This is a genomic window from Castellaniella sp. (assembly GCF_034007085.1).
Classification (GTDB): Bacteria; Pseudomonadota; Gammaproteobacteria; order Burkholderiales; family Burkholderiaceae_B; genus Castellaniella.
Map to the genome: position 1 here is coordinate 1 of NZ_JAVERO010000017.1, position 18682 is coordinate 18682.

Consider the following 18682-nt stretch of genomic DNA (forward strand, 5'->3'; position numbering starts at 1 on the left):
GGGTGCGGCTTTCTTGGCGACGGTCTTTTTCGCGGCGGCTTTCACCGGCGCGGCCTTTTTGGCGACGGTCTTTTTCGCGGCGGCTTTCACCGGCGCGGCCTTTTTGGCGACGGCTTTTTTCGCAGCGGCTTTCACCGGTGCGGCTTTCTTGGGTGTGGGAGAGGCTTTTTTGGCGGCCGGGGCGGACTTCTTGGCTGCCGGTTTGGATGCGGACTTCGGGGCTGCGGTTTTCTTGGCGGTTGCTGCCTTTTTGGCGGTTGCCATCGTCATGCTCCTTGGGATCGAAGAGAGTGTCCACCCATTTGATATGACCCCCACGGGGTGTGCGGCTCATCTCAAATGGCGCAGGCGCGCAATATCATGAATATTGCACGGCTTCAAGTCTAGCGTAAGCCCTGTCGCGTTCCAAGCATTATTCCCGGTTGCGTGTTGATGCGATCGATATTCGGGTGCGCCTGTCTCGAAAAAGTCGCGTTGATTCGGTGTGGCGGTCGTCACCACTGCAAGAACACAGTGCCCACGAACCGCATGGCGGCAAACAGATGCAGCGTAACGAGTAGTGAATGGCTCATGCCGGTAGAATGGTGACTTGCCCGCAGGATGCGTGCGCACCGGAAAACTGTAAGCCGGCACGCTTCGCCGCTCTGCTGCGTCCCCGCGCCGATCCCGGGTATTGAATGACATTGGTCATGGATGGAAATCAAGCAATGGATCGCATTCGTCTTCATGTCCGGGCTGCGTGCGTGGTCGTCCTGGGTGCCCTGGCCGCTTGCGCGCCGATCAAGCCAGCACCTGCGCCGGCGACCGCTGCCCGGCCGTCCTGCACGGTGGCTGCGGCAGGTGACCCGCTGGTCGGCAACTGGCTGTCGGTCAGCTCGCAAAAGGGTGTCGCGGGCGCGCTGCGCACGCTCTACACGCTGAACCCGGATGGCACCATGAATTACGTCGAGCAGGTCAAACGTCCGCGTACGCCGTCCCAGGGCCTGTATGAGTCGGGCTGCTGGTCGCACGAGGGGCAGACCCTGGTCTTGCGCACGCTGGAATCGAATGGTTCGCCCGTGAACCTGGATGACCCGATCTATACCAACCGGTATCGCGTCGATCGGGTCAATGCGACAGAACTGCATCTGAACGGCTCGGCCGGTGCCGTCAAAGCGCGGCGCATGTCGCCGGGCTACCGCCTGCCATTCTGAAAATCAGGGCTGGCCCAGGCTGGCCGCCAGGCGCTGCAGGACCGTTTCACGGCCCAGCAGGGCCAGCACGGCCGTGATGGATGGTGTCTGTTTGCGGCCGGTGACGGCCACTCGCAAGGGGATCGCCAGCTTGGGCATCTTGACCCCGTGATCCTGCAGGACGGCTTTGAGCAGGCCATCGAGTTCCGGTTCCGTCCAGTTGGACAAGGCATTGGCGCGTTGCAGGAAATCGTCCAGCAGGGTGCGCGCAGCGTCATCCAGGACCTCGGTGCGCAGTGCCTCGGCGGCTGGCGTGTAGGGGCCACAGAACAGCATGGCGCCTTCGGCCAGATCTTCCAGCGTTTCGCTGCGGTCGCGCAGCAACGCCATGATGGCCGGCAGGTCGGTTGCGGCCGGATTGCCGCCCCGGCGGGTGATGCGCGGTGCGACACGGTCGGCCAGGTCGGCCGGATCGAGCGCGCGCAGCGCGTGGGCATTGACCCAGTTCAGTTTTTTCGGATCCCATTGGGCCGCCGAGCGGCTGAGGTTGCGCGGATCGAACCATTGCACGAACTGCTCGCGAGTGAAGAGTTCGTCGTTGCCGTGGCTCCAGCCCAGGCGGGCGAGGTAGTTGACCATGGCTTCGGGCAGGTAGCCCATGCGGTCGTATTCCATGACGCTGACGGCGCCGTGCCGCTTGGACAGTTTTTCGCCGTCGGGCCCCAGGATCATCGGCACGTGGCCGTAGCGCGGCAGTTCGCCGCCCAGGGCGCGCAGGATATTGATCTGGCGTGGAGTGTTGTTGACGTGATCATCGCCCCGGATGACGTGGGTGATGCGCATGTCCCAGTCGTCCACGACCACGCAGAAGTTGTAGGTGGGGGTGCCATCGGGCCGGGCGATCACCAGGTCGTCGAGTTCGCTGTTGTCGAAGCTGATGGGGCCCTTGACCAGGTCGTCCCAGGCGGTGACGCCGTCTTGTGGACTGCGGAAGCGCACGACGGGCTTGGCGCCGGCCGGGATCGGCGGCAGGGTCTTGCCGGGTTCGGGACGCCAGGTGCCGTCGTAGCGCGGTTTGGCACCGATGGCGCGGGCGCGTTCGCGCATGGCCTCGACCTCTGCCGGCGTGCTGTAGCAGTAATACGCGGTGCCTTGGGCCAGCATGTCGGCGATGACGGCGCGATAGCGATCCATGCGCTGCATCTGGTAGAACGGACCCTCGTCGGGCGTCAGATCCAGCCATTGCATGCCGTCCAGAATCGCCTGCACGGCTTCGGGCGTGGAGCGTTCCAGGTCCGTGTCCTCGATGCGCAGCACGAACGTCCCGCCGAAATGGCGGGCGAAGGCCCAGGAAAACAGAGCAGTGCGCGCGCCGCCCAGGTGCAGGTAGCCGGTAGGGGACGGGGCGAAGCGCGTGCGTACCGGGCGCGATGAATGGTCAGTCATGGCAAGAGATCGAATGGAATTGTTGCGATGCAACAAAAAAGATGGGAAACCCCTGTAGAATCGGGATGTCGATACGTTATTTTAAGGGACAGCCCGATCAAGGGCGTCCGGAGCCTCTCACATGTTGCGCCACCGTCTGGCGGCCCTGTTCGAGCCGCGTTCCCTGCTGATCCTGAGCTCTCGTGAACTGCCCGTGGTGCGCACGCCGCCCGCATTGCTCAAGAACAGAATTGCCGACGTGCGCATCCGAGAAGACGGTCGGTGGCAGATGCCCCAGCGACTGGATTTCCTGGAAGACAGCCAGCGTCTGGACATGGCCCTGCTGTGCCTGGACCCAGCGCAGTTGCCGAGCGCACTGGGGGCGCTCAAGACGCACCGGCCTCGCGTCCTGGTGCTGCTGCCGCATCCCACGCCAGCGGCCGACCCCATCGAGACCCGCGCCTATTGCCAGTCCTGGGGGCGGATGAATGATTGCCTGGTGCTGGGGCCTGGTGCCTTGGGCATCCAGCGGCCGCACCTGGGACTGAACCTGGGGCTGGACCCGAACGGCGCACCCGTGGGCCGGGTCGCCCTGGTCGCGCAGTCGCGCATGGTGGCGGCCGCCGTGCTGGACTGGGCGGGCGACATCCAGCTTGGGTTTTCTGCCGTGGTGTCGGCGGGTGAATCGGATGGTGTCACGGTGGCCGATGTGCTCGAATACCTGTCGATGGACCCGCGCACGGACAGCATTGTGCTGTACCTGGAAGAAGTCGATTCCTCGCGCCGTTTCACCAGCGCGCTGATGGCCGCAGCCAGTGTCAAGCCGGTCATCCTGCTGAAGGCCGGTCATTCGGACAGCAACCCGGCGGCTGACGCCGTGTTCGACGCGCTGGTGCGGCGTACCGGTGCGGTCCGGATCCAGTTTTTCGTGCAGCTGTTTTCGGCGCTGAAGGTCCTGGTTCACGCCAAACGCCAGCGGGGACGCCGCATTGCGCTGTTCTCCAATGGCTATGGCGCCGCGCATCTGGCGCTGGACGTGATCGGTGTCAGCGGTCCGGTATCGCGGGCCGATTTGTCCACGCAGACGCGGCGTGACCTGGCAGCGCTCCTGGAACCAGGGGCAGCGCTGGACAACCCCGTGATCAGCCATGCGCCCTTGAGCCCCGACCGGCTGCAGCAGGCCCTGGGCCTGCTGGTGAGCGATACCAACGTGGACGGCGTACTGGTGCTGATCGCGCCGGATGCCCTGTCGGACATGGATGGCGCCGCCGAGGCCTTGGCCAGGTTTTCCGAGGCCTCGCCCAAACCCATCATGTCCTGCTTCCTGGGGGACGCATCGATGCGCCACCAGCGCCACCGCCTGGATTCGGTGGGGCTGCCGGCCTTTCGCACGCCGGAATCGGCTGCCAACGCGTTCGGCATCCTGGCATCCTATCAGTACAACCAGACCCTGTCGCAGCAGACGCTGCCGCCGGAAATGCTCAGCCGGCCGCCGCGGCTGGACGAGGCCCGCACACTGCTCAACGATGCCATCATGTCGGGGCGTTCCGAACTGGACCCTGCCAGCTGCCGCTGGCTGCTGGATTGCTTTCATGTGCCGATCCATCCAGACGACATGCCCGTGCCTGAAGCCGCGCGCGAGCATGTGCCCATGGCCATTCACATACGGCAGGATGCGCGGTTCGGACCCTACATGCAATTTGGCCCGGGGGGGGATGCCGCCCGGCTGGCGTCCCCGCACCGGGAAATCGAACTGCCGCCGCTGAACGGCTATCTGGCGCGGCAGTTGGTCCAGCGGGGCAAGTTCTGGTCACGTGTGCTCGAACGCGATCTCAGCCCGGCTGCGTTCGAACAGCTGCGCGAAGCGCTGGAGCGGGTCTCCGAGATCATCAGCGAACTGCCCGGCATCCGCACCCTGTCGATCGACCCGCTCTGGTGGGATGACACCTGTCTGTATGCGGGTGGCATCCAGGTCAGCCTTGATCCGAACTATGACGGTGAGCGCCCCGAGAACCGCGCCTACCGCCATATGGCAATTCATCCGTATCCGCGCCGCCTGGTTCAGCCGATGGTGCGCAAAGACGGCCAGGAATGGCTGTTGCGCCCCATCCGGCCCGAGGACGCGGTGTTGTTGCAGGAATTCATCCGAGGGCTGTCGGATGAATCGCGCTACATGCGTTTCGTGTCGATGCTGCGTGAACTGACACCTCGCATGCTGGCGCGCTACACCCGTATCGACTACGACCGCGAGGTCGCGCTGGTGGCGACGGCCCAGGTACCCAATCCGGAAAACCGTGGGCTGCTGCGCGAGCGGATCGTGGGATTCGCGCATTACCTGCGCAATGCCGACGGCCAGGGGGCCGAATATGCATTGGTGATCGCCGATGACTGGCAGCGGCGCGGTGTCGGCGCGGCGTTGATGCGCAGCCTGATCGGCGTCGCCCGCCGCCAGAGCCTGAACTATATCGAAGGCATCGTGCTGGCGACCAATCGCCCCATGCTGGGCCTGATGACATCCTTGGGCATGCGCAACGACCCCGACAACTCCGACCCCAGCATGCGACGGCTGTGGATGAACCTGGACGCCTGACAGTCCACTGCGGACTGTCAGGCGCCTGGTTCATCCGACCGGCCTGCAGGCCGGGAGGTGGATGTTGGTTATGACAGAGTCCACTGCGGACTGTCAGGCGCCTGGTTCATCCGACCGGCCTGTCAGGCGCCTGTCACCTGCATCAGGAATGCACGGATGTCGTTCAGTTCCTGCGGGTGCAGGCCGTGCGGCATCGGATATGTGTGCCATTGCACCGGCTGTCCTTGCGCGACCATCGTGTCCCGGCTGGTCTCGGCATAGGCCATGGGCACCACCATGTCCATCGTGCCATGTGCCATGAAAACCGGGGTGTCGGCGTTGGCGGGGTGGCGTTCGGCCGCCAGGGTGTTGCGCAACGGCAGGTAGCCCGACAGGCCGATCAGGCCGGCCAGGCGTTCCGGGTGTCGCAGTCCGGTGTACAGGGCGGTGGCGCAGCCCTGCGAAAAACCCGCCAGCACGATGCGTTCGGCCGGGATGCCGCGCCGGTTCTCCTGTTCGATCAGTTCGGTGATCGCATGACGTGCGGCGCGCAGGCCGTCGATGTCCTCGCGTGCGTCACGGTCCAATCCATACAGGTCGTACCAGGCACGCATCGGCATGCCCTGGTTCAGGGTCACCGGCCGCACGGGTGCGTGCGGGAATACAAAGCGCAGTGTCGGCAGGCCGGGGTGGCGCAGTTCGGGCACGATGGGCTCGAAGTCATGGCCGTCGGCACCCAGGCCATGCAACCAGATCACGCTGTGCGTAGGCTCGGGGCCGGTCGTGTGTTCGATGGTTTCCAGTGCTGCAGTCATCGGGATGTCTCGTCCTCGAAATTCAGGGTCTTCAGGGTCTGGAACAGGGCGCGGAAATGCTTGCGCGCCGGTTCGCGGCCCTGGGGCAGGGCGGCGTTGTCCCGGGCTTCTTTGCGGGCGGCACGGATCTGGGCGCGCAGGGACTGGATGTCCAGGCCGGGGAATTGTGCCAGTAATTGCGTCAGGGCTTCGTCACTGTCGATCAGGCGGTCACGCAGTGCTTCCAGCCGATGCATCGCGCGGGTTTCCGCGCGCGAACCGCTGGCCCATGCATCGAGCTGGGCGCGCAAGGCCGAGGCATCCGCCTGGCGCATCAGCTTGCCGACATAGTGCACCTGGCGGCGCCGGCCCTCGTGGCTGTGGATGCGCTGAGCCAGGGCGATGGCTTCGCGCAGCGGTTCGTCCAGTGGCAAGCGGGCCAGTTTGGCGGGGGGCAGCGCGATCAGTTCGCGGCCCAGGTCCAGCAGGGCGTGCATATCGCGCTTGACCTGGGATTTGCTGGGCCGCTGGTGTTCGGGCGGATCGTCCGACAAAGAGGACAGAGGGGTGTCGTCCATGGGTTCGAGCATAAAATGATCCAGGATTGTCTATGATAACCGTCCCTTTCCGACGCCCATCCCGAGTGACCCGACGCATGAATCAACAAACCGATGATTTCCTCGATATTCCCGTCCAGCAGGACCAGTTCCGGGAACTGGTCAGCGATGCGCTGCGCCATGCCCGCAAGGCCGGCGCTACGGACGCTGCCGTGGAAATCTCCGAAAGCCGGGGGCTGTCCGTTTCTGTGCGCCGCCGCGCCATCGAAACCATCGAACAGACCCGCGACCGGTCCATGGCCGTGATGGTGTTTGCCGGCCAACGCCGGGGCTCGGCCTCGACCTCCGATTTTTCCCCCGAGGCCCTGCGCCGCACGGTGGATGCGGCCTGGCACATCGCCCGCTATACGGCCGAGGATCCTGCGGCTGGCCTGCCGGATCCCGGACGTTTCGCCGTGCATTACCCGGATCTGGATCTGCATCATCCCTGGGCGATCGATGCGGCGGGCGCAGCCCGCCTGGCGATCCAGGCCGAAAGCGCCGCGCTGGCGACCAGCCGGCAGATCACCAATTCCGAAGGCGCTTCCCTGGATACCATGGAGGGCCATTTTGTCCTGGGCAATTCGCGCGGTTTCCTGGGGGGCTACCCCTATTCGCGCCACAGCCTGTCGGTGGCGCCCATCGCCGGACAGGGTGACGGCATGCAGCGGGACTATTGGTATACGTCCGCACGTCGGGCGGATGACCTGGCAGCGCCAGCCAAGGTCGGCCGTTATGCCGCCGAACGCGCCCTGTCGCGCCTGGGGGCTCGCCCGGTCAAGACAGGCCGCTATCCGGTGCTGTTCGAGGCGCCCCTGGCGGTGGGCTTGCTGGGCGCGCTGGTCCAGGCCGCCAGTGGTGGCGCGCTGTACCGCAAGGCCAGTTTCCTGCTGGACGCCGTGGGGAAATCCGTCCTGGCCGACCATCTGGACGTGGTCGAGAATCCCTACATTCCGGGCGCGCAGGGCAGTTCGCCTTTTGATGCCGAAGGGGTCCGCCCCCAGGCCCGGCGGGTGGTGGACCAGGGTGTGCTCACGGGGTATTTCCTGTCCAGCTACACTGCCCGCAAGCTCGGCATGGAAACCACCGGCAATGCGGGTGGGTCGCACAATCTCAGCCTGCGATCACGCCTGACCCGGCCGGACGATGACCTGCCTGCCCTGCTGCGCCGGATGGGCACCGGCTTGCTGGTCACAGAATTGATCGGCCAGGGGGTGAATTACGTCACGGGCGATTATTCTCGCGGTGCCTTTGGCTACTGGGTGCAGGATGGGGTCATCCGTCATCCCGTCCAGGAAATCACGATTGCCGGCAACCTGGCCGACATGTTCCGTAGCATCGCTGCCGTAGGGGCGGATGTCTACGGCCGAGGGGCCAAGTCCAGTGGTTCGGTGCTGATCGACGGCATGGCGATCGCTGGGCTGTAGCCCGCGCGGTTCCTCGTGCGCTGCGGCGTGCAGCACGGGGGCGCGCAGTGTAATATCAAAAGACTTGGCAGCAACGCACACCCATCATTCCAACACAGGAGATCCTTCATCATGCAGCGTCGCGCATTTCTGAAAAAGGCGGGTCTGGGCGCGGTGGCGGGCACGGCAACCGTAGCCGCTCCGGCCATCGCCCAATCGAATCCCCAGATCAACTGGAAGATGACCTCGACCTATGGGCCTTCGCTGCCGCCGCTGTTTTCGACGGCGCAGATGTTCTGCGACATGGTCAAAGAGATCACCGACGGCAATTTCAATATTCGCCTGTATCCGGCGGGCGAACTGGTGCCGGGCTATGGCGTGATGGATGCCGTCGGCAATCGCACCGTGGAATGCGGCCAGACGGCGTCCTACTACTACTATGGCAAGGACCCCGCGTTCTGCTTCGACACGGCGGTGCCGTTTGGCCTGAACGTGCGCCAGATGAACGCCTGGATGTACGAAGGCGATGGTCTGAAGCTGCTGCGCGAACTGTTTGCCTCTCGCGGCATCGTCAATTTCCCCCTGGGCAATACCGGGACGCAGATGGGGGGCTGGTACCGCAAGGAAATCAAGACGGTCGATGATCTGAAGGGTCTGAAGATGCGCACGGCCGGCTTTGCCGGCGAAGTCCTGTCGCGCCTGGGCGTGATTCCCCAGCAGATCCCCCCTGGCGACATCTACCCGTCCCTGGAAAAGGGCGCGCTGGATGCCGTGGAATTCGTCGGTCCTGTGGATGATGAAAAACTGGGTTTCCAGAAGGTCGCCAAATACTATTACTACCCGGGCTGGTGGGAAGGCTCCGCCCAGGTGTCGCTGTACGTCAACGACAAGGCCTATGCCGAACTGCCCAAGGCCTACCAGCGCGTCATCGACGTGGCGTCGCGTGCCGCAGGCACCAAGATGGTCCAGGACTATGACGCTCACAATCCCGAAGCCCTGCGCCGCCTGATCGCCGGGGGCGCCGTCCTTAAAAGCTTCCCGCGAGAAGTCATGGATGCCTGCTTCGATGCTTCCAGCCAGGTCTACAAGGAATTCTGCGACAAGGATCCGGGCTTCAAGAAAATCTTCGACAACTACATGGCCTTCCGCGACAACATCGTGCCCTGGTTCCGGGTGGCCGAAGGTTCGTTCGACAACTACCTGGGCGCTGCCCTGGCCCGGAAGAAATAATGCCGGCTGCTTGATGGCTTTGGGGGCGCCCTGCGCGGCGTCCCCAAAGCCGTTGCAGGTATGCTTGTGCCGCGGGCTGGCTAGGGATTTGTCTATCCTTTGACAGACAGGTACAATGGTGGGATTTTCGTTTTGGTTCATGTCTTTGTACGGGTTTACAGGCCGGCTTTGCTGGCCTTTTCATAAAGCCCTGGCGAAGGCAGACGAAAATCCTTTCATTCATTTTCATCAGGAACACCATCATGAAGACCTTTGTGGCCAAGCCGCATGAAGTCAAGCGTGACTGGTTTGTGATCGATGCCAAGGGCAAGGTCCTGGGGCGTGTGGCCAGCGAAGTCGCACGCCGCCTGCGTGGCAAGCACAAACCGGAATTCACGCCGCACGTGGACACGGGCGATTACATCGTCGTCATCAACGCGGCAGAAATCGTTGTCACGGGCGCCAAGGCGCAGGACAAGCGCTACTACCGTCACTCCACCTATCCGGGCGGGATCACGGAAACCAACTTCCAGAAAATGCAGCAGCGTTTTCCCGGCCGCGCCTTGCAGAAGGCCGTCAAGGGCATGCTGCCCAAGGGCCCCCTGGGCTACGCCATGGCGAAAAAGCTGAAGGTCTATGCCGGTGCCGAACACCCGCATGCCGCGCAGCAGCCGCAACCCCTGGACTTCTGAGGATAGGCCATCATGATCGGTAACTGGAATTACGGCACTGGCCGCCGCAAGACGTCTGTGGCGCGTGTGTTCCTGAAAAAAGGCACGGGCAAGATCGTCGTCAACGGCCGCCCCGTCGATGAATATTTTGCGCGCGAGACCGGCCGCATGGTCGTGCGCCAGCCGCTGGAAGTCACCAACCACCTGGAATCGTTCGACTTTCACGTCAACGTCCATGGCGGCGGTGAATCCGGTCAGGCCGGGGCCGTGCGTCATGGCATCACGCGTGCTCTGATCGACTACGACGAAACGCTGAAATCGCCGCTCAAGCAGGCGGGTCTGGTGACCCGCGACGCCCGCGAAGTCGAACGCAAGAAAGTCGGCTTCCACAAGGCCCGTCGGCGCAAGCAGTTCAGCAAGCGCTGATGTGTGTGTCCGGGTGCCTTGGGTGCCTGGCCCAGACAGCCACGCCGCTCCGGTTCCGGGGCGGCGTTTTTGCTTGGGCGCGACATCGAATCCCGCCGCATCGCGCACGTGCCATAATCTGAACCATGAACATGGGCGTGGCCCGTTCCGGCAATCGGGGCGGGGCCGCCATTCTTACAGACAGGACACCTTGCATGAGCACGAACACCTCCACCCCCATCAAGGCCGGCATCGTCGGCGGTACTGGCTATACGGGCGTGGAATTGCTGCGCCTGCTGTCACAGCATCCTAATGTCCAGCTGCACGCCATCACGTCCCGCAAGGAATCCGGGATGCCGGTGGCCGACATGTTCCCCAATCTGCGCGGCCATGTGGATTTGTGTTTCCAGTCTCCCGACGAGGCCGCGCTCGATCAGTGCGATGTGGTGTTCTTTGCCACGCCCCATGGCGTGGCCATGGAACAGGCGCGCAGCCTGTTGGACCATGATGTGCGGGTGATCGACCTGGCCGCCGATTTTCGCCTGCAGGACGTGGATACCTTTCAGCAGTGGTACAAGATGCCGCACAGCAGTCCCGACGTGCTCAAAGAAGCCGTCTATGGCCTGCCGGAACTGGACCGTGACCGCATCCGCCAGGCCCGGGTCGTCGGCAATCCCGGCTGCTACCCGACTACGGTATTGCTGGGGCTCGCCCCCGTGCTGCAGGCGGGTCGGCCGCTGATCGATACGGCGCACGTCATTGCCGATTCCAAGTCCGGGGTGTCGGGGGCGGGCCGCAAGACTCAGGTCGGTTCCCTGTTTTCCGAAGCGGCCGACAATTTTGCCGCCTATGGTGTGGCCGGACACCGTCATCACCCGGAAATCTCCGAATGCCTCGCCCGCATCGCGGGCGTGCCGGTGGGCCTGACTTTCGTGCCCCATCTGGTGCCCATGATCCGGGGCATGTTCTCCACCCTGTATCTGCGCATCCTGCCTGATGCCCTGGACACGGATTTCCAGGCACTGTACGAACGGCGTTACGCCGACGAGCCGTTCGTCGATGTCATGCCGGCGGGCAGCCTGCCGCAGACACGCTCTGTGCGCGCCTCGAACATGCTGCGTATCGCCGTGCATCGGCCTGCCGGCGGGGATACGCTGGTGGTGCTGGTGGTCCAGGACAACCTCGTCAAGGGCGCCGCAGGCCAGGCCGTGCAGAACATGAATCTGATGTTCGGCCTGCCGGAAACCACGGGCTTGCGGCATGTGGCGGTGCTGCCCTGACAAGGAACCGGCATGGCGCAATCCTCTGTGACGCGCGGTGGCGGCTTCAGCACCTGGCTGGTGCGCAGCCTGTCCCGGCTGGTGCTGCTGCTGGTGGTATTCGCCATCGGGGCGCTGGCCATGCATTTCGGCATGCATGCGGGGGACCGCGAGACAATCCAGGCCTGGAAGTCCCAGGCCGAATCCCTGCAGGCCGAATTGATGCGCGCCCAGGCCGACCTGGCAGCCTTGCGCAGCGAGGCTGCAGTCCAGGCAGGCACCCAGCGGGTGCTCCAGGACAGGAACACCGAACTGCAACAGGAACTGGGCCGCACCCGAGACCAGTTGGCCTTTTATGAGCAGCTGATTCCACCTGGACCAGCGGGTACTGTGGCGGTGCGGGCCTTCGACATCCAGGCCGATGGTGAATTCCTGCGCTACCGGGTGCTGCTGACACGCAACGCTGCACCCCAGGCCGAACCCTTCAAAGGCCGCATGCGGTTCGTGGCCAATGGCCGTTCGCAGGGCAAAGCCGTTAAAATCGAACTTAATTCGCCGGTGGTTCCAGCCGCCAGCGAGACTGCCGCATCCGCTTCGGGGGCGGATCCGTTGGCACTGGTCTTTGACCAATTCCAGCGCAGCACGGGCATGTTGCACAGGGTGCCTGGTCTGTCGATCCAATCGGTCCGCCTCGAAATCCTCGAGGGCGATATGGTCCGGGCTTCCCAGGATGCCGATCTGAATCGCGCGGTTCCCGACCGCGCAGGAGTCTTGCCTTGAGCATCATCGAACACACGGATCTCGACGTTCCGCCCAGCCCCTTGATCTTCACCGATGCCGCTGTCGCCAAGGTCCGCGAACTGTTGATCGAGGAAAACAATCCCGACCTGAAACTGCGGGTTTTCGTCCAGGGGGGCGGCTGCTCGGGATTCCAGTACGGCTTCACTTTCGACGAGGACGTGGCCGAGGACGACACCACCATCGAACGCGATGGCGTCCAGTTGTTGGTGGACCCCATGAGCTTCCAGTATCTGGTGGGCTCCGAAATCGACTACAAGGACGATCTGGAAGGCTCGCAGTTCGTCATCCGCAACCCCAATGCCAATACCACCTGCGGCTGCGGTTCTTCGTTTTCGCCCTGAACGCCAGGGAACCTCTGCACCGGTCCCCGCGCCGCCCGCCTCTGTGGATTCGGGCGGTCTGCGGCGTTGCCCATCCGCGCGATCGCGACGGCGATCGCTGCGGTTCGCGCCTTGCCTTGCATCCCATCAGAATGGCCGCAAAGGTGATTCATGCGGGATACAGGCAGCCGGCGATGGTCGCGTGACGTGCGCCCGTGACGGCGGGCAGGCAGGCGGCATGGCCTTGCAGGTGCGCCTGCGCCAGCCAGGCGAACGCCAGCGCTTCGACGTCCTGGGCAGGCACGCCGCAGGCGTCCGTGGAGCTCAGGCGGCAGGGCAGTGCCCGTGCCAGAGCGTTCATGAAAACCGGGTTTCGCACACCGCCGCCGCATGCCAGGATTTCCTGTGCGCCGGGGGCGTGTTGGCGCACGGCTGATGCGATCGTGTCCACTGACAGGCGCAGCAGGGTGGCCTGGACATCGACCGCTGGCAGTGGCTTGCTGCAGGGCAGGCGGTTGATCCGGTCGTCCAGCCAGGCCAGGCTGAACAGATCGCGGCCCGTGGATTTGGGCGGCGACATGGCGAACCAGGGTTCGTTCAGCAGTGCCGTCAGCAGCGCATCATGGCAGCTGCCTTGTGCTGCCCAGGCCCCGTCCCGATCATAGGCCAGGCCCTGGTGGCGCTGGATCCAGGCGTCCATCAGCATATTGGCCGGCCCGGTATCGAATCCGCGCACAGGATCATCCAGCACGGTCAGGTTGGCGATGCCGCCCAGGTTCAGGACGGCTCGGCCCGTGCCGCAGCCAAAACAGGCTGCGTGAAAGGCCGGCACCAGTGGGGCGCCCTGGCCTCCGGCCGCCACGTCGCGGCTGCGAAAATCGGCGACGACGGCGATGCCTGTGCGTTCCGCCAGCCGTGCCGGCGCGTTGATCTGCAGGGTATAGCCCGATTCGGGCGCATGGCGCACGGTCTGGCCATGGGCGCCGATGGCGCGCACAGCGGATGCCGGCAGCTTGGCGCAGGCCAGCAGATCGTGGACGACGTCTGCGTAGCAGTCCGTCAGCGCATTGGCTGCATTGGCCGCACGGGCAAGTTCGTCGGGGCCGGGGGTGTTCAGGGCCAGCAGTTCGCGGCGCAGTTCGTCGGGCAAGGCCCGGCTGGCACGGGCCAGCAGGCGGATCGAACCGCCGGCCAGATCGGCGAGCACACCGTCCACGCCATCCGTGCTGGTGCCCGACATCAGGCCGATGTAGGGTTCGGTCGCCCGGTGGGGTGCCATGCGGTGACTATTGCTGGGCGATCTGGATGCGGCTGTCCTGCAGGCGTGCCATCAGCTGGATCTGCGGCTGGTAGCGTGCCACAACCGTCTGGAATGCCTTGCGGTCAGCGGCGTCCAGCGTGCGGGCCACTGGCAGATCCACCGACAGCGGATCGACCGGACGCTTGTCGATGCGGAATTCGTAGTGCAGGTGCGGGCCGGTTGCCCAGCCGGTCGATCCTACGTAGCCGATCAACTGGCCCTGCTGGACGCGGTCGCCTTTTTTCAGGCCCTTGGCAAAGCGGCTCTGGTGGGCATACAGCGTGGAATATTTGCCGAAGTTTTTCAGGATGATGACGTTGCCGTAGCCGTTCTGCCAGCCGATGAATTCCACGGTGCCGTCGGCGGTCGCGTGAATCGGTGTGCCGGTGGGTGCGGCGTAGTCCACGCCCTTGTGGCCGACCCATTTTTTGTGGACCGGGTGCATGCGCATGCCGAAACCCGAACTGATGCGGGTGAATTTGATCGCGGTGCGCAGGAAGGCGCCTTTCAGGCTGGCGCCGGAGAAATCGTAATAACCGCCGGGTTCCTTGCCGTTCTGGAACCAGACGGCACTGTAGGTCTTGCCGCGGTTGATGAATTCCAGGGCACGGATATGACCGGTGCCGACTTCTTCGCCGTCGTGCATGTAGGCGTCATAGACGATGCGGAAGCGGTCGCCTTTGCGCAGGTCCTTCAGGAAGTCGATCCGGCTGCCCAGGATATCGACCATTTCCAGGGTGATGGCATCCGGGATGCGCGCCTGGTCGGCAGCGCCGAACAGGGAACTGGAGATCTCGCCTTCGGCGATGCGGGTTTCAAGCGCGGCAGCCGTGGTGCGTTCCTGGGCGGTAAAACCATTGTCGGCGGGTCGGACTTCGAGCCAGGCGGAATTGACCCCGGATTTCACGGCAGTGCCGGGCGTGTGGGCGTAGCGCAGCCAGACCATCCGGCCCTGACTGTCCAGGGCGGCCTGCACCGTGCGGCCCGGATAGAGTTTATAGATCGAGCGCGCGCGTTCGTCGTGCGTCAGGAAAGCAAGCAGGCCGTTTTCGTTGACCCCCAGGCGGTTCAGCAGGTCGGCGACTGTGTCGCCGCGCCGGATGCGGGTCGAAGCGATGTAAGGTGCGGTGTCCTGAGCCGCACCGGCTGTCAGGGGCGGCAGGTCAAGGGTCTGGCGAGCCTGGAAGACGGGTTCCGGTGGGGGGGCGGGTTGGACGACGGCCAATGCGGCTGCGGTCAGGAACAGGCCGCCGGCGGCGAACAATAGACTGCGAGTGATGTGTCGGCGGCGTTGCTGCCGATGGGCCTCGGGGATCATGGGCGAAATCGGTGTGGTGGGGTCGGGCTGCACCTGTCCTGGACAGGGGGGGTCTGCTAACATGAAACCCCCGCCGCCCGGAGTGGCGTCGAATGTGTTGTGCAGAAGCTGCGATGGCACGTTATGCTAGCGCATACTTGCCGTTTTTTCGAGCGGTTTTTCATTTTTTCTGGCTCTCTTTCTAATAAAAGCGTATATCATGTCGTCCCTTCCCGATCCTGCCGACCCCCGGATCACCGAAGATCTGAACGTGGCCCGGCGGGGTTGCGACGAATTGCTCGTCGCCACCGAACTTGCCGCCAAGCTGGCGCGCAGCCGCGCCACCGGTACTCCTTTGCGCATCAAGCTCGGGCTGGACCCCACTGCGCCTGACATTCATCTGGGACACACGGTGGTGCTCAACAAGATGCGCCAGCTGCAGGATCTCGGCCATACCGTGATCTTCCTGATCGGTGATTTCACGGCGCAAATTGGCGATCCCAGCGGCCGCAATGCCACTCGCCCGCCGCTGACGCCGGAACAGATCCGCGAAAACGCCAAGACCTACTATGCACAGGCGAGCCTGGTGCTGGACCCCGACCGCACCGAGATCCGCTATAACTCCGAATGGTGCGATTCATTGGGCGCGCGCGGTCTGATCCAGTTGGCCTCGCGCTATACCGTGGCGCGCATGATGGAGCGCGACGATTTCACCCGCCGCTTCAAGGGTGGGGTGCCGATTTCCGTGCACGAATTCCTGTATCCGTTGCTGCAAGGCTATGACTCGGTGGCCCTGAAGGCCGATCTCGAACTCGGCGGTACCGACCAGAAATTCAATCTGCTGGTGGGGCGCGAACTGCAAAAGGAATACGGCCAGGAACCCCAGTGTGTCCTGACGATGCCGCTGCTCGAAGGCACCGATGGGGTCGAAAAGATGTCCAAGTCCAAGGGCAACTATATCGGCATCACTGAACCGCCAGATTCCATGTTCGGCAAACTGATGTCGATTTCCGATACCCTGATGTGGCGTTATTTCGAACTGCTGTCCTTTCGTTCACTGGAAGACATCGGTGCACTGCAGGCAGAAATCGCCTCAGGCCGCAACCCGCGGGATGCCAAGGTGCAACTGGCCCGCGAGATCGTCGACCGATTTCATGGCGCCGGAGCCGGCGAACGCGCACTGGAACAGTTCAATGCACGGTTTCGCGATGGCGCGATCCCGGACGACATGCCTGAAGTCACCGCCGGGGCAGCACCCATGGGCATTCTCAAGGTGCTGCGTGAATCGGGGCTGGCGGCCTCGGCGTCCGAGGCCCAGCGCAACATCGAGCAGGGTGGCGTGCGCATCGACGGCGACCGCATCGAGGACAAATCCTTGCAGCTGCCGGCAGGCACCTATGTGATGCAGGTCGGCAAGCGCAAGTTCGCCCGGGTCACCCTGACCTGAGCCGGCGGCCCGTCGAGCGGCGGGCGCCAACCTACGGAGGACTCCATGAAACTGCACAGCGCATCCTTTCCCGACCAGGGGGTCATTCCCGAGCGCAACGCTTTTGCGCGGATCGATCCGCAGACCCACGTTGCGCTGGCTGGCAATCGCAATCCCCAGCTGTCCTGGACGGACGTGCCCGAGGGCACCCGGTCGTTCGCGGTGCTGTGCGTCGATCCGGACGTGCCGACGCGACCCGACGACGTCAACCAGGAAGGCCGAGAGGTTCCGGCCGACCTGCCGCGTACCGATTTTTTCCATTGGATTCTGGTAGATGTGGCGCCCGACACGCGCGCCATCGCCGAAGGCGACTATTCCAACGGCATCACTCCACGCGGCAAGGCCGGCCCCTTGGCCCTGGATGGCACTCGCCAGGGGCTGAACGACTATACCGGCTGGTTTGCTGCCGACCGTGACATGAATGGCGACTATTTTGGCTATGACGGTCCCTGCCCGCCCTGGAACGACGCGCGCATCCATCGCTATGTCTTCACGGTTTACGCGCTGGACGTGTCCGAACTGGGCGTATCCGGCCGCTTCACCGGCGCGCAGGCCCTGGAAGCCATGCGCGGGCATGTGCTGGCCCAGGCGTCCCTGACCGGAACCTATACCCTGAACCCTCGCCTGCACGCGCTGTAGTCCGTTGGGGGTTCGCGCTAGAATGACCCGATTTCACCGATCTCTCTGCCATTCAGGACTACTACCCCATGTTTGATCGTTCCCGCACCCTCGATCAGGTCGACCCGGACATCTGGGCCGCCATCCAGCAGGAAAACATCCGCCAGGAACAGCACATCGAGCTGATTGCCTCGGAAAACTACGCCAGCCCCGCCGTCATGCAGGCCCAGGGCACGCAGCTGACCAACAAGTACGCCGAAGGCTATCCCGGCAAGCGCTACTACGGCGGCTGCGAGCACGTGGACGTGGTCGAACAACTGGCCATCGACCGGCTCAAGGCCATCTTCGGGGCCGAAGCGGCCAATGTGCAGCCGAATTCCGGCTCCCAGGCCAACCAGGGGGTGTACATGGCCGTGCTCAAGCCGGGGGATACCGTGCTGGGTATGAGTCTTGCCGAAGGTGGGCACCTGACGCACGGCTCGCCGGTCAATGCTTCTGGCAAGCTCTACGATTTCCATTCCTACGGCTTGGACGCCAACGAGGTCCTGGACTACGACAAGCTGGAAGAACTCGCACGGACCCATAAGCCCAAACTGATCGTGGGCGGGGCTTCGGCCTATTCCCTGCACATCGATTTCGAACGCATGGCGCGCATCGCGCACGACAACGGCGCCCTGTTCATGGTGGATATTGCGCATTACGCGGGCCTGGTGGCTGGCGGCGTGTATCCGAATCCGGTGCCGCATGCGGATTTCGTCACCTCGACCACGCACAAATCCCTGCGCGGTCCGCGTGGCGGCGTGATCATGATGAAGGCCGAATTCGAAAAGGCCGTCAATTCCGCGATCTTCCCCGGCATCCAGGGGGGGCCGCTGATGCACGTGATCGCCGCCAAGGCCGTGGCCTTCGGCGAGGCCCTGCAACCCGAATTCAAGGCGTATGCTGCCCAGGTGGCCACCAATGCCCGCGTGCTGGCCGATACCCTGGTCAAGCGCGGTTTGCGCATCGTGTCAGGTCGCACCGAAAGCCATGTGATGCTGGTGGATTTGCGTGCCAAGGGCATCACCGGCAAGGCCGCCGAGGCCGTTCTGGGCCAGGCGCACATCACGGTCAACAAGAACGCCATCCCGAACGACCCCGAAAAGCCCTTTGTCACCAGCGGCATCCGCCTGGGCACGCCGGCCATGACCACGCGTGGTTTCAAGGAAGCCGAAGCCGAACTCACCGGCAACCTGATTGCCGACGTGCTCGACAATCCGGACGATGCCGACAATATCGCCCGCGTGCGCGCGCAGGTCAATGAACTGACCGCGCGCCTGCCGGTCTACCGCTAATCCAACCGGAACGGGCGCCT

The 18682-nt window shown here is 64.0% G+C and carries 18 protein-coding genes; 12 read left to right on the forward strand and 6 right to left on the reverse strand.

Going from position 1 to position 18682, the window contains the following annotated elements; translation table 11 throughout:
- The coding region (locus RBR29_RS03100) for a hypothetical protein (RefSeq protein WP_320347144.1) at positions 1-334 on the reverse strand (334 nt) is incomplete at its 3' end.
- A 373-nt stretch (positions 335-707) separates the two neighbouring features.
- Here RBR29_RS03100 and RBR29_RS03105 point away from each other — a divergent pair.
- Positions 708-1193 carry a hypothetical protein gene (locus RBR29_RS03105; RefSeq protein WP_320347146.1) on the forward strand — a complete coding sequence of 162 codons (486 nt, stop codon included), beginning with the start codon at positions 708-710 and terminating at the stop codon, positions 1191-1193.
- Positions 1194-1196: 3 nt separating this feature from the next.
- Here RBR29_RS03105 and gltX read toward each other — a convergent pair whose 3' ends face one another.
- Positions 1197-2618, reverse strand: a complete 1422-nt coding sequence (gltX, locus tag RBR29_RS03110; protein ID WP_320347148.1) for a glutamate--tRNA ligase — start codon at positions 2616-2618, stop codon at positions 1197-1199.
- 121 nt (positions 2619-2739) lie between these two features.
- Here gltX and RBR29_RS03115 point away from each other — a divergent pair, with 121 nt between their 5' ends.
- Positions 2740-5187 (forward strand): GNAT family N-acetyltransferase, encoded by a 2448-nt coding sequence (locus RBR29_RS03115; protein WP_320347150.1) that lies wholly within the window; start codon positions 2740-2742, stop codon positions 5185-5187.
- 122 nt (positions 5188-5309) lie between these two features.
- Here the strand turns inward: RBR29_RS03115 and RBR29_RS03120 are convergent, their stop codons facing one another.
- Together RBR29_RS03120 and yjgA are read right to left on the reverse strand one after the other, a co-directional pair.
- Positions 5310-5981, reverse strand: a complete 672-nt coding sequence (locus tag RBR29_RS03120) for a dienelactone hydrolase family protein (RefSeq protein ID WP_320347153.1) — start codon at positions 5979-5981, stop codon at positions 5310-5312.
- Positions 5978-6550: a ribosome biogenesis factor YjgA gene (yjgA, locus tag RBR29_RS03125; protein ID WP_320347155.1), complete on the reverse strand. Its 573-nt coding sequence runs from the start codon at positions 6548-6550 to the stop codon at positions 5978-5980. The genes RBR29_RS03120 and yjgA overlap by 4 nt, the downstream gene beginning before the upstream one ends.
- Before the next feature lie 65 nt (positions 6551-6615).
- Between yjgA and pmbA the strand changes: the two genes are divergently transcribed.
- From pmbA to erpA, 7 genes are all read left to right on the forward strand, one after another.
- Positions 6616-7983, forward strand: coding sequence for a metalloprotease PmbA (gene pmbA, locus RBR29_RS03130; protein ID WP_320347157.1), 1368 nt, complete (start codon positions 6616-6618; stop codon positions 7981-7983).
- A 111-nt stretch (positions 7984-8094) separates the two neighbouring features.
- On the forward strand, positions 8095-9192 hold the full coding sequence (locus tag RBR29_RS03135) for a TRAP transporter substrate-binding protein (RefSeq protein WP_320347159.1): 1098 nt from the start codon (positions 8095-8097) through the stop codon (positions 9190-9192).
- 242 nt (positions 9193-9434) lie between these two features.
- Complete coding sequence (rplM, locus tag RBR29_RS03140) at positions 9435-9863, forward strand: 50S ribosomal protein L13 (protein WP_320347161.1); 429 nt, start codon at positions 9435-9437, stop codon at positions 9861-9863.
- A gap of 12 nt (positions 9864-9875) precedes the next feature.
- On the forward strand, positions 9876-10268 hold the full coding sequence (rpsI, locus tag RBR29_RS03145) for a 30S ribosomal protein S9 (protein WP_043685028.1): 393 nt from the start codon (positions 9876-9878) through the stop codon (positions 10266-10268).
- A gap of 194 nt (positions 10269-10462) precedes the next feature.
- Positions 10463-11527: an N-acetyl-gamma-glutamyl-phosphate reductase gene (argC, locus tag RBR29_RS03150; protein WP_320347164.1), complete on the forward strand. Its 1065-nt coding sequence runs from the start codon at positions 10463-10465 to the stop codon at positions 11525-11527.
- Positions 11528-11539: 12 nt separating this feature from the next.
- Positions 11540-12286: a DUF6776 family protein gene (locus RBR29_RS03155; RefSeq protein ID WP_320347166.1), complete on the forward strand. Its 747-nt coding sequence runs from the start codon at positions 11540-11542 to the stop codon at positions 12284-12286.
- Complete coding sequence (gene erpA, locus RBR29_RS03160; RefSeq protein ID WP_320347168.1) at positions 12283-12648, forward strand: iron-sulfur cluster insertion protein ErpA; 366 nt, start codon at positions 12283-12285, stop codon at positions 12646-12648. The genes RBR29_RS03155 and erpA overlap by 4 nt, the downstream gene beginning before the upstream one ends.
- A gap of 148 nt (positions 12649-12796) precedes the next feature.
- Here the strand turns inward: erpA and RBR29_RS03165 are convergent, their stop codons facing one another.
- A complete protein-coding gene (locus tag RBR29_RS03165) occupies positions 12797-13906 on the reverse strand; it encodes an anhydro-N-acetylmuramic acid kinase (RefSeq protein WP_320347170.1) in 1110 nt (369 codons plus the stop codon).
- A gap of 7 nt (positions 13907-13913) precedes the next feature.
- Positions 13914-15245, reverse strand: a complete 1332-nt coding sequence (locus RBR29_RS03170) for a peptidoglycan DD-metalloendopeptidase family protein (protein WP_320347195.1) — start codon at positions 15243-15245, stop codon at positions 13914-13916.
- 199 nt (positions 15246-15444) lie between these two features.
- On the opposite strand from RBR29_RS03170, the gene tyrS reads away from it, so the two are divergent.
- The 3 genes from tyrS to glyA all read left to right on the forward strand — a co-directional run bounded on the left by tyrS (position 15445) and on the right by glyA (position 18662).
- The gene (gene tyrS / locus RBR29_RS03175) at positions 15445-16671 is read left to right on the forward strand and encodes a tyrosine--tRNA ligase (protein WP_320347172.1); all 1227 of its coding nucleotides are present in this window, start codon (positions 15445-15447) and stop codon (positions 16669-16671) included.
- 45 nt (positions 16672-16716) lie between these two features.
- Positions 16717-17349, forward strand: a complete 633-nt coding sequence (locus tag RBR29_RS03180; RefSeq protein WP_320347174.1) for a YbhB/YbcL family Raf kinase inhibitor-like protein — start codon at positions 16717-16719, stop codon at positions 17347-17349.
- Positions 17350-17417: 68 nt separating this feature from the next.
- A complete protein-coding gene (gene glyA / locus RBR29_RS03185; RefSeq protein WP_320347176.1) occupies positions 17418-18662 on the forward strand; it encodes a serine hydroxymethyltransferase in 1245 nt (414 codons plus the stop codon).
- Positions 18663-18682: the final 20 nt, after the last annotated feature.